Source organism: Maledivibacter halophilus (genome assembly GCF_900167445.1).
GTDB classification, from domain to species: domain Bacteria; phylum Bacillota; class Clostridia; order Peptostreptococcales; family Caminicellaceae; genus Maledivibacter; species Maledivibacter halophilus.
Window position 1 is genome coordinate 815,718 of the sequence record NZ_FUZT01000001.1, and the last position, 12,021, is coordinate 827,738.

At 28.1% G+C, this 12,021-nt stretch carries 12 protein-coding genes; 7 read left to right on the forward strand and 5 right to left on the reverse strand.

Annotation, left to right across the window (positions count from 1 at the left end; all coding sequences use genetic code 11):
- Nucleotides 1-4: 4 nt before the first annotated feature.
- Nucleotides 5-1,039, forward strand: a complete 1,035-nt coding sequence (locus tag B5X81_RS03650; protein WP_330397328.1) for an NAD(P)H-dependent amine dehydrogenase family protein — start codon at nucleotides 5-7, stop codon at nucleotides 1,037-1,039.
- A gap of 214 nt (nucleotides 1,040-1,253) precedes the next feature.
- Here the strand turns inward: B5X81_RS03650 and B5X81_RS03655 are convergent, their stop codons facing one another.
- Both B5X81_RS03655 and B5X81_RS03660 read right to left on the reverse strand, forming a co-directional pair.
- Nucleotides 1,254-1,634, reverse strand: coding sequence for a RidA family protein (locus tag B5X81_RS03655; protein WP_079489430.1), 381 nt, complete (start codon nucleotides 1,632-1,634; stop codon nucleotides 1,254-1,256).
- 16 nt (nucleotides 1,635-1,650) lie between these two features.
- Nucleotides 1,651-2,367 (reverse strand): helix-turn-helix transcriptional regulator, encoded by a 717-nt coding sequence (locus B5X81_RS03660; protein ID WP_079489431.1) that lies wholly within the window; start codon nucleotides 2,365-2,367, stop codon nucleotides 1,651-1,653.
- 1,081 nt (nucleotides 2,368-3,448) lie between these two features.
- Between B5X81_RS03660 and dcuC the strand changes: the two genes are divergently transcribed.
- The 5 genes from dcuC (at nucleotide 3,449) to B5X81_RS03690 (ending at nucleotide 8,969) form a co-directional block, all read left to right on the forward strand.
- Nucleotides 3,449-4,813, forward strand: coding sequence for a C4-dicarboxylate transporter DcuC (dcuC, locus tag B5X81_RS03665; protein ID WP_079489433.1), 1,365 nt, complete (start codon nucleotides 3,449-3,451; stop codon nucleotides 4,811-4,813).
- 27 nt (nucleotides 4,814-4,840) lie between these two features.
- A complete protein-coding gene (locus B5X81_RS03670; RefSeq protein WP_079489434.1) occupies nucleotides 4,841-6,022 on the forward strand; it encodes a MalY/PatB family protein in 1,182 nt (393 codons plus the stop codon).
- On the forward strand, nucleotides 6,022-6,453 hold the full coding sequence (locus tag B5X81_RS03675) for a DUF1893 domain-containing protein (RefSeq protein ID WP_079489436.1): 432 nt from the start codon (nucleotides 6,022-6,024) through the stop codon (nucleotides 6,451-6,453). The genes B5X81_RS03670 and B5X81_RS03675 overlap by 1 nt, the downstream gene beginning before the upstream one ends.
- 381 nt (nucleotides 6,454-6,834) lie before the next feature.
- Nucleotides 6,835-7,014 (forward strand): hypothetical protein, encoded by a 180-nt coding sequence (locus B5X81_RS03680; RefSeq protein ID WP_079489438.1) that lies wholly within the window; start codon nucleotides 6,835-6,837, stop codon nucleotides 7,012-7,014.
- A gap of 857 nt (nucleotides 7,015-7,871) precedes the next feature.
- A complete protein-coding gene (locus B5X81_RS03690) occupies nucleotides 7,872-8,969 on the forward strand; it encodes a GerAB/ArcD/ProY family transporter (protein WP_079489441.1) in 1,098 nt (365 codons plus the stop codon).
- Between the two features lie 132 nt (nucleotides 8,970-9,101).
- Here B5X81_RS03690 and B5X81_RS27710 read toward each other — a convergent pair whose 3' ends face one another.
- From B5X81_RS27710 to B5X81_RS03705, 3 genes are all read right to left on the reverse strand, one after another.
- Nucleotides 9,102-9,269, reverse strand: coding sequence for a hypothetical protein (locus B5X81_RS27710; protein WP_330397329.1), 168 nt, complete (start codon nucleotides 9,267-9,269; stop codon nucleotides 9,102-9,104).
- Nucleotides 9,270-9,345: 76 nt separating this feature from the next.
- A complete protein-coding gene (locus B5X81_RS03700) occupies nucleotides 9,346-10,854 on the reverse strand; it encodes a recombinase family protein (protein WP_079489442.1) in 1,509 nt (502 codons plus the stop codon).
- Between the two features lie 582 nt (nucleotides 10,855-11,436).
- A complete protein-coding gene (locus B5X81_RS03705) occupies nucleotides 11,437-11,571 on the reverse strand; it encodes a zinc ribbon-containing protein (protein ID WP_079489444.1) in 135 nt (44 codons plus the stop codon).
- Nucleotides 11,572-11,792: 221 nt separating this feature from the next.
- Here B5X81_RS03705 and B5X81_RS28325 point away from each other — a divergent pair, with 221 nt between their 5' ends.
- Nucleotides 11,793-11,921 (forward strand): hypothetical protein, encoded by a 129-nt coding sequence (locus tag B5X81_RS28325; RefSeq protein ID WP_280175242.1) that lies wholly within the window; start codon nucleotides 11,793-11,795, stop codon nucleotides 11,919-11,921.
- Nucleotides 11,922-12,021: the final 100 nt, after the last annotated feature.

The following is a 12,021-nucleotide window of genomic DNA, read 5'->3' on the forward strand; positions in this document are numbered from 1 at the left end:
AACTTTGTTTAAGGAAAAGATTCGTGTTGTTCAGTATGGCTGTGGGAAGATGTCTAAATACACTCTTCGATATTTATACGAAAAAGGAGCAGAGATTGTGGGAGCAATTGATGTCAATCCCGATGTTGTAGGAATGGATGTTGGGGACTGGGCAGAGTTAGGTGTTAAGCTAAACGTTCCCATCAGGAGCGATGCCGATGCTGTTTTGGATGAATGTGATGCGGATATTGCTGTTGTTACATTGTTTAGTTTTATGGAAGATGTAATGCCATATTTTGAAAAACTTGTAAGTCGTGGAATCAATGTTATTACTACCTGTGAAGAGGCTATTTATCCCTGGACAACTGCTTCTGCTATTACTAACAAATTGGATAAAATGGCTAAGGAAAATAATTGTACTATTGCAGGTGCAGGTATGCAGGACATTTACTGGATTAATATGATTAGCTGTGTAGCTGGAGGCGTTCATCATATTGATAAAATAGAAGGAGCCGTAAGTTACAATGTGGAAGATTATGGTCTTGCCCTTGCAAAAGCCCATGGTGCCGGACTTACACCTGAAGAGTTTGAAGAGCAGATTGCCCATCCAGAAACATTAGAACCTGCCTATGTATGGAATTCAAATGAAGCTTTATGTTCAAAAATGGGATGGACTATTAAGTCACAGAGTCAAAAATGTGTTCCATATTTCTATGATACTGACTTGTATTCTGAAACTTTGGGCAAAACTATTCCAAAAGGAAATTGTATTGGAATGAGCGCTGTCGTAACTACTGAAACTTATCAGGGACCAATTATTGAGACACAGTGTATTGGCAAGGTATATGGTCCCGATGACGGAGATATGTGTGACTGGAAAATAATAGGTGAACCTGATACAACATTCTTTGTAAAGAAGCCTGCAACCGTTGAACATACCTGTGCAACTATTGTTAATCGTATTCCGCTGATTATCGATGCTCCAGCAGGATATTATACTATAGAAAAAATGAGAAATGTAGAATATTTGTCTTATCCTATGCAGATGTATCGAAAATAGGATAAGAACAAAAATAAGTGCAGCAATATAAATTTAATTGTTGTACTTATTTTTTATTTATTAGCCAGAAGCTACATTTGATTCTTTAACTTTATATAAAATTAACTAATGATTTAATGATATAAGATTTTCTAGATTCTTATAGGTAAACTATAAATTTATGGCTGAATAAAGGCATAGAATAGACTTTATTCAACCATTTTTAATATTTTCATTAATTTTTAACTGCGATACAGTCGATTTCAACTAATGCACCTAATGGTAAAGCTGCAACTCCATATGCACATCTTGCTGGATATGGTTCAGAAAAATATTGTGCATAAACTTCATTAACGGCAGCAAAGTCGTTGATATCTTTTAAATAAACTGTAACCTTTACAGAATCTGTTAATGAATATCCTTCACTTTCTAAAATTGCTTTAATATTTTTGATTGATTGATGTGCTTGATCTACGACCTCGTTTGAAACAAATTTTCCTGTTGTATGATCAATTGGTAATTGCCCTGAAACATAGATAGTATCTCCTGCTTTTATTGCCTGTGAATATGGTCCAACTGCTTTTGGAGCATTTTCTGTAGAAATTTTTATATTCATAATTACACCATCTTTCCTATTTAACTTTTTTTATGTAGCGATAAGTAGTTGCAACAGAAATTTGTAAATGTTTAGCCACTGCATTTACTGCACCTTTGACCTTAAATATGTTATTTTTGTCTAAATCTTCTATTATTTTCATTTTTTCTTCAGCTGTTAATCTATTAATAGGTAGATTGATAGCATTTAAGCACTTTGAAATTAGCTCTTCAATTAATTCTTCAACATCTAGATTCAATTTTTCAATTGGTTGATCAATTAATTCATGATTGTGGTTAGTATTGTTTAGACTTTCTTTAGAATTTTTATCAACATTATTGATTAAATTTAATTGTTCTTTTAAATTGTTAATTGTTTTATCAATAATATTATTCTTTATAGAAGGATCATAATTAATACAAAACAATCCAACTAAATCATTATTACTATTTTTAATAAATAAAGTACTAGATTTTAGAATTTTATTTTTTACAGATCCTTTATAATTTGTTAAATAGTCATTTTTTAAATATTCATCACTATTTATTAATGATAATGCATAATTAGTAATAGGAGAATTAAGAGTTCTACCACTTACTTCGCTATGCTCTAACCAAGCTATGCTGATTTCCTCACCATCAATCTTATGAATTACAATTTCATAATCTGTGGTAAGTACTTGTCCAAGAAATTTTGCCATAGTTATGTGAGCATTAATTAACAATTCATTTTCTTTTGAAAAGTTATTGTTCACATTAATCACCTCATAATTACCTTATAGTATAAAGCGTTTAGCATAATTTCAAACGCTTTATATTGCTTTTTGATATTATGAAATCTTTACATCTTATTAGGTTTTTCAAAGGTTTATTAAAAATACTTAATAATCGTTATTTTTATAAAATTATACTTTGATTTCAGAAATTTACGTAATACGTAATTTTATTATTGTTTTCTTTTGCCTACTCCACTCTTATTAATTATGCTCATCTCTACATATACATATTATCATCATAATAATTTTTTTGCAAGTTTTGAAAATATTATTAAATAATCATAATTTGTAAGTTGTTAATCCATTGCTGAATGGTTTTAATTTTTTTCAATTGTACAGATTTTCTTTCTAATAGGCGATTAAATTTACTTATTTGTTTTAGCAAATTTAATAACATGTCCTTTAATTTAGCAGGGGTTTAAGGTCGAATTTTTTCTGTTAAATTTTTATTTTATTATCAAGATAAAAAGATATCATACTGATAAAAAGTTATTGACAAGATAAATAATGGTGATATAATTTAGTTACGTACTAAATTACACAATAATCAAATTAGTTAGGTATTTGCAAAATAGCAGTACGAGGAAGTGAAAATGATAAAGCAGAATGTACTTTGATAATTTTAATGCACCTTGATAATTTTGAAGAGTTAAAAAATAGCAACAAGAGTTAAAAATTAGAATTGTATGAGAAAAATACATATAAAATTCTAATTATTTTTCTTTACTTCAGTTGTAAAACTCATAAATTTTGTGTTTTTTTAGGTGTTATTGATAAATTTTAATTTACTAGATTTTAAACAAGATTAAGTTAGGTAAATTGAAAATATATTTAATCGTTTTGTTGAAGTTATTGAACCTATTTGCCCAAAAGTTGATCGCGATCATGTTTTAACTATTTATTATAATAATTATGCTCATAATTTTATCAGCAAGGATTACTGGAATTATTTGAGTAATACCTGCAAGAAATAAATTTGATTATTTTGTAGATATTGTATTTTCAATATATACAGCATTTTGCAAATAACTAACCACATTAATTAAATGGAGGAATGAATATGACAAGTTTTATTCAAGTTTTAACAACAGTTTTAGTTATAGCTATCGCAGCAAGGCTGATTATTAAAAAGCACAATCCAGTTGCTGTATTTTTAGCAATTGGTATCATTACTCTAACAATCTACAGTTTTGTTACGGGAACTTCGTTAGTTGAAGCATCTACGGGAAACCTTTTCTTTGACGTGTTAAAATTTGTTGAAGAAAAAATGAAATCTAGTACACAAGGTTTAGGATTGATTTTAATGACTGTTACTGGTTATGCTGTTTATATGAGTCATACTGGAGCAGCAACAAAATTAGCTTTAACAGCAACTAAACCATTATCAAAATTAAATAACCCATATATAGTTTTAAGTTTTGTATTTATTATTGGTACAATATTAAAATTAGTTATTACAAGTCATAGTGGATTAGGATTATTAATGATGGCAACTTGCTTCCCAATTTTAATTCAATTAGGTGTTGGAAAAGTCAGTGCAGCTGCAACAATGACATTAGTTGGATTCTTGGATTGGGGTCCTAATGATTCAAGTGCAATTTTCGCAGCTAAGATTTCAGAAATGGAACCAGTTCAATATTTTTTAACATATCAAGCAAAGGTTAGTATTTGTTGTATATTAGCAATGGCAGTATTTTTGCCAATTTATTTTAGAAAAAAGGATAAAGAAGATAAAGCTTCTAATTTAGATGGAATTAAAGTTGAAAATTTAGAAATGCCTGATTTACCTGTTATATATATCATTTTACCTGCAATTCCGTTACTATTAGTATCAATATTTGCATTTATTCCTAATATAAATATGGGTATTATTTCTGCAAATTTAATTGGTTTTGTAGTAACTTTTATATTAGAAATAATAAGAAGAAAAGATATAAAAGCAGTTGGTGAAGATATGCCTGTTATTTTAAAAGCAATGGGTACTTGTTTTGCTAATATTGTTTCAATTATCATATCAGCAGGTGTTTTTGCTAAATCAATAATTGTTTTAAATGGTGTATCTGTATTAGGTGATTTCCTTGCCGGATTAGGCGGAGGAGTTATAATTTCTATGATTCTAATGAGTTTAATTACTTTTGGTGCAGTTATGTTACTAGGATCAGGAAATGCTTCTTGGTATGCATTTGGTCCATTAGTTCCAAATATTGCAGCTGAAATGGGAATTTCTACTGCAGTTATTGCAGTTCCAATGCAATTAGCTACTGCTATTGGTAGATCACTATCACCGGTTGCAGGTGTAGTAATTGCGGTTTCAGGTTTAGCAGAAATAGATAGTATTGATATGATCAAAAGGTGTGTGGTACCTATGTTAGTATCATTTGCTGTTTGTATCATTTCATCATATATATTTGTAGTATTATTATAAATAAAAAAATTGAGGAGGAATATAGTTATGAGTAAGTATGTTTATGATTTCGATAAAGGAGTTCAAAGAAGAGGAACAGATGCTAAGAAATACGATCCGTCTTTATGTCCTGAAGAGATTTTACCATTTTGGATTGCAGATACAGATTTTCCAAGTCCAATTGAAGTTAAGGAAGCATTATTAAAAAGAGTTGAATTAGGACATTATGGATATCCATATATTAGTAGCACTTTTGAAAAAGCGGTGGCTAGATGGTATAAAGTAAGACATAATACTGAAATTAACCCTGATTTTGTTGATTTTTCTCCATGTGTTATTCCAGCAATGATTTGGTGTGTAAATGAATTTTCAAGTGTAGGAGATAAAATTGTTCTACAAACTCCGGTTTATCCTCCATTCCATGCATTAGTTAAAAACAATGGTAGACAAATCTTATATAATGAAATGAAATTAGAAGATGGTAAATATTATATTGACTTTGAAGATTTAGAAAATAAATTGAACGATCCAAAAGTTAAGATTTTGTTTATTTGCAATCCACAAAATCCAACGGGTAGAGTGTTTACACGTGAAGAATTAATTAAAATGGGTAATTTATGCTTAAAATATAATGTATTAATTGCAGTAGATGAAATTCATGCTGATATCGTATATGATGGAATTGAATTTGTAACTTTCTATTCAATTTCTGAAGAATTTGCAAACAACTCAATTACATTTATTAACCCAGCTAAAACATTTAATGTTGCAGGCTTTAGAACAGCTGCATGGTTTACAGCCAATGAAGCAATCTATCAAAGAATGATTAATCAACAAACATATAACAAAGGTATGGGAAGAAATATTTTTGGAAATGTGGCATTAGAGGCTTGCTATAATCATGGAGAAGATTATGCAGATCAACTTAAAGAATATTTAAATGAAACAAAAAATCAAGTTGTTGATTATATCAATAAAAATATTCCCAAAATAAAAGCTATAAATCCAGAAGCTACTTTCTTAATGTGGTTAGATTGTAGAAAATTGGGTTTTGAGACACAAGCTGAATTAAAGGATTTTATGTTTAATAAAGCCAAAGTATTATTAAATGACGGAACAACTTTTGGAGAAAAAGAAGGTAAAGGATTTATGCGTTTTAATTTTGCCGTACCTAGAGATATGGTTATGGAAGGATTAAAGAGAATTAAAGATGCAGTGGATCAATTATAATGAATTATTTTGCTGAAATTGGAAAAGATAATGAATTGATTATTATTGTAGACAGTTCAAATTGCATTGTTTATAAATCTAACGTAAAACCTATTTCTAAATTTATGAACTTATATAATGAAAATCAGTTTGATGATGAATATACAATTTATACATATCAGGCTGGAACTGCTTTAGCAGTATTATCTAGGATGATGAAAATAGAAAAGATTAATACAGTTAAATTATCTAAGCCTGGTAAAGTATTGCTAGATAGTTATTCGGTTAAATATGAATTTAATGAAATTATAGATTTTGTTAAATCTTCATCTAATCCGAATAAAATTTGTGGTATTGAAAAGAAATTAATAGAATTGGACGATTTGGATAAACAAATTGAACACTTAGTTAGCGTTGGAAAGAAAACGATTTATCAATGTAGTATTAGATAGAGAGGCGTTGTATAATCAATGTCGTTAGCTTAAGGCTATGCAAAGAAAACAAATTGAAAATTGAAAATATAGTACATATTTCAAATTGCTTGTTTACGCTCTTTAGTTCGATAAGGATGAATTATTGAGCGTAATTTTTTATCTAACTACAGTGAATTAATCTTAAAACTTAGAAGGGAAAATTGCATAATATATATGGTATAGCTTTTAAAGTTTTAAAGAGAGGCTTATATAACTTACTAGGAACAAGGATGTTAAATATAGCAATATTAAAAGCCATTCATGAAAAGTAAATAAAAAATTATTTGATAATGGAATTAATAAAATTTTGTAATAAGACAAATCCCTCAATAAATAAGATTTACAAAAAGGGGGATAATCATGGAAGTAATTTTACATGTTCCTAATCCAGAATATGCATCACAATTATTAACTGAACAGATATTTTACAACGTGAGAAATAAAATTGATGAATATGCCAAAAAAAATAATTTATCTAACAATCATAAAAGAATTATATATGAGCAGTTAATTGAAGAGCTTGATAAGATTAGAGATTGAATATTTTAATTTTTTTTAATCAAAAAATGGACAAATAACGATTAAGTTCTATTTTAATAAAGATTCAAAAATATTTCACCAAAGATATTGGTGATTTCTTTCGAGGCCTGACAAAAAGTTAAATAATTAAAATTTAGAATGCTAGTCCAATTCTTCTGGTATACGAATTAAATAATGATATAAAAATAATATAGAAAATGCTAAAGGGTTTATAGAAATATTGTTTTCAACAGTAAATAGCATATAACTCAGAAAGCATATAAATGAGATTGCAAAGATAGTGAATCTATATTTACCAATTGTTTTAAATTGCTTTATCAATTCTAATTTTAGTTTGAACTTTTTATCCAGAATATAAAGTACTAAAACCGGAATAAATGGACTAATTATCATAAGTGCTAAATTCATAGGATACACCCCATTCAGTATAATTATAGTTTTATTATATTGAAAAAATAGAAATGTTCATATTAGAATAAGAGTTAGGAGAGAAATTATTCATGTTTATATAATTTAAAAGAAAGCTTGTTTATTTGATTAATTAGCTTTTAAGTCCCATAATCATTTTGGGCAATCACACATTAGTTTAGTAAAATAAAAACTAACAGGAGGTTGTCTGAAATGGGAAGTAAATAAATATTATTGTATAGTTATAAACTCTATCATATCTCTTTTTTAATTAAAGATATAGTAATTATAACATAGATTTAAAGAAAAATGGATATAAATAACAAAAGTGTTAATTTACATAACAAGTGTAGTGAGCAAACATTAGATTTAAATCCTCTAAATAAGTTTATGAAATATTTTAAGTGATTTGACAAATACTAATTTTAAATATTTTGGAGGCTGAAATAATGAAAAAGGAAGTTATTTCTGATAAGCAGGGGATAGGACTTATAGTTTTGTTTATAGTAGGTTCATCTTCAGTATTTACACAAGGATTGGAGGCTAAAAAAGATTTATGGTTAGCTTTTATTTTAGGAGTAATTATGGTTTTACCTATGGTAATTATATATGCCCGGCTTCATTATATTTTTTCGTATAAAGATTTATTTGATATTGTTGAAATTTGTTTTGGAAAGTTTATAGGAAAGATTATAATATTTTTATATGTTTGGTTTGTCTATTTTGCCGCTGGTGATATTTTGGTGAATTATGGTCAATTTATTAAAATCGTTAGTTTCGATGAAACACCTCAAATTATATTAATAATGTTTTTGGGTATACTATGCATTTGGGGAATAAAGGAGGGAATTGAAAACTTAGGGCGACTAAGTGATATTTTTATCTATATATCTATTTTTGCTTTATTAATAATAGTGCTATTTTTAATTCCTGATATGAATATAAATAATTTACGCCCTGTACTTAGTGAAGGTATTAAACCAGTTTTAAAAGGTGCTTTTAGTGTATTTACATTTCCACTTGTTCAAATAGTAGTGTTTACTATGGCTTTTTCAAAATTCAAAAGAGCGAAATCTTCTTATAAAATTTATATTACAGGTTTATTGATAGGAGCAGTATATTTAGCTTTACTTTCTATAACTAATGTTTTAGTGCTAGGTGTAAATGCAGCAACAAGCACACTTTATCCTTCACGTTCTACGGTTGCCAGAATAGATATTGGTTATACAATACAAAGAATAGAAGTAGTTGCAACTACTATATTTATATTAGGGGGATTTATTAAAATAAGTTTATTATTGCTGTGTGCTTGTAAAGGAGTTGCTAAAATATTTGAGTTTAAAGATTATCGATTTATCATAACTCCTATTTCTTTACTGGCAATTAATTTATCTTATTTTCAGTATGAAGACGTAATATATTATTTTGAATTCAATAGAAACATTTGGCCCTATTATCATCTTCCTTTTCAAGTAGTTTTTCCTATTGTTATATGGATTGCTGCTGAAATTAAGAAAAAACGCTTAGAAAGCAAATCAAATATGTGAAATATAAGATTTTTGATTTAGAATTATTAAATAAAATCTATTTTTTCTTATCTCTTAAATATCTGATACGATATGTTTGATTGATTATTAGAATTTTCTGTTTTTGGCGTGGTTATTAAAAAGTATATCATTTTACGAATAGAAGTACATAGCATTATATATTGCATTAGTGAAAGATTGGATTATTTCAGGATTTTTTTCAATATAACTTTTTTTAGCTGAATAACAAGTATAAGGTAAATATCCACCTTCTTTACCAATAGAGGCCACTATATAACCAGCGCCTTCTTTTTCCATCATTGTGGCAGTTGGTTCGAAAAGAGTAACATAGTCGTTTCTATGATACCACCAATATAGACCCCAGTAATTTCAACCCTTATATTTTCAAGTATACATCTAAATTAAAATCATTTCTATCCGCATCTTTATTTTTATTATAAATAATCCTATCAATAATGTTTTTTAAGAATATATTTTTTCCTTCAGCATTAATACTATTATAATATGTTTTAATATACTCGATAGTATCATTAATCATTGGAATCCTATTTTCCTCAATATTCTTCGACTCATTTAGTAAAGATACTTTTTTCTTAAGAACTTCTAGATCTTCATTAGTATTATCTATCTTGGAAGACAAAGTATTCATTCTATTTAAAAAGGTATCATTATCATAAACTTCCTGCTCCAATAGATCATAAAGCTTTTCTTTTTGCTGATTGAGAGTATTAAGCTGCTTAATCTTTGATTGTATAGTATCCTTTAGAACTTTTAACTCAGTATTGTTTGAGGTTTTTTTATTTCTTTTAAACTCAAATTTTATATTTTCCAATTCTTCAAGAACAATTTTTATAACACGTTCTTCAATCAAGTAAATATAGCTGGACTTAAGCTTACCGCAATTTTTATAGCATCTAATGGTATCAGGCTTATTTTTACATGTCCTGATAGTCATAGTATTGCCGCAGCCACCACATATAATAAGACCTGCCAGTGGGTTTCTTAGTTTTTTGCTAGTATGCTTTCTAGGATTATGTCTTTCTTTAGCAATTGACTGAGCCTTTTGAAAGGTTATCTCATCAATAATAGCCTCATGCTTACCATCAAAAATCAACCAGTTTTTCTTGTCCTGGAGTCTTGATATTTTCTTTCCTGAGTTATCATATTTAACCTTTTTCTTACCCCAAACAACCTTGCCAGTATAAACAGGATTTTTTAATAATGTTCGGATAGTAGTCTTTTCCCAATTCAAATTATTACTAGCATTTGGGATTTTATTTTCAATCAGATACTTAGCAATTTTAGAATCTCCATAGTTCTTATTTACATACAAATCAAATATAAGCTTAACCACATTGGACTGCTTATCATTTGTTATTAAACTATTATCTTTCTTTTCATATCCAAAGGGAGGAATAGCAGAAATATAATTTCCTTCTTCAAGACTTTTCATTCTGCCGCGAAGAAGACGCTTTTTAATTATTTTAAGTTCTCTTCTTGCCATAAATGCCTCAAACTCACTAAATTCCTCATCAAATTCATTGGCCAGATCATAGATCTTGCAAGGAGTAATAATCTTGGTATCGAACTCCTTAAAAGTCTCAAGAATAAGCCCCTGCTCGCGCATATTCCCCCTGCCAAGCCTATCAATATCCATGACTAATACAGCTTCATATTTATTATCTTCGACTTCATGGAGAAGCTCTAGCATCTTAGGGCGCCTAGCAATAGACTCTCCACTCACCACTTCTTCCTTTATATCCAAAACATTATAATTATGTTTCTTAGCATAAGCCAATAGAGTAGTTCTATGCCTGCTTAATACTTCCTCCATAGACATATTTTCTTCAGCTCTGGATTTTCTAAGGTAAATACATATCTTCATATTATAGACACCACCTATTTAGATAATGGGCTTATTTAATTATATTGTTGTTGAGGTAAAAATATTAAGGTGGAAAAGAACAGTTAGCAGGATATTATAGATTTGAATAAAGAGGCTGAGGAAGTGATATTAAAAGAATTATATATAGATAAACAACATTAAGATTTAAAATAAATTTTAAAGAAAATAATAAATGCTTCTGAATTTTTTATTTTAAATTTATTGAACCTCAAAGTTGTTTATCTTTATTAGAAATAAAAAATATCAAAAAAATAATGTCATGCAGAATATTTATATTTGTTAAGGTTATTTTTATTAAGATTTTCAAAAGATTCTTTATTATTCTTCTGAAATTTGTTCAAAAAATTTTCTCCACCATATTTATTTTTAGAATAATTGTCACTGATAAGATAGTCAGTAGATATTATATATATATATTGATTAAAAAAGGATATGGATTCTGTATTTTAAATATCAGAAGCAATAGAAGTTTATCTGAATAGTCAAAACTAATTTGTGATTATTAGGTTTTGAAAAAGTTATTTGACTATCCAGACGAATTGACAAGATAATTTATTCAAGTTAAAATTTACGATATTCTGTATGATCACAACTAGGGCATGGTGGAATAGTATTAGTATCATTATCAAACACTACTTGTCCACATTTTAGGCAGATGTAAGGACCGTTACCTGTTTTTTCTCCTGCACTTGGCATAAATCACACCTCCTCTAATTATCATATTTCTACAATTATAAAGAAAAACCTTCATACAAATAGTGACATAAAAATACGAATTTAGATACGATTATAACAATAAAGTATCCAATTGAAACTGCATTAAAAAGTTAATTAAACAACAATTAACTTTTTTGCATGTAGTTATTGTTATAGGACAATTCACATAGTTCATACAAATAAATAAGGAGGGATACCTGGTGGATAGGATTTTTTATACTGGGAAGATAACAAAGGGTGAACTCTCTGAGAGATTAAATGAACTATTGAATAAATATTTAGATGAGTTATATAAAAATGATAAAGTAAAGATAGAAAAGGAGTCATAGACTCCCTATTTTTTTATAAATACATAGGTGAGGGAATTGCATAATTCTAACTTGGCAAAAGTACATAATATATATTACCTTTATTTGTAAAGATAAAAAA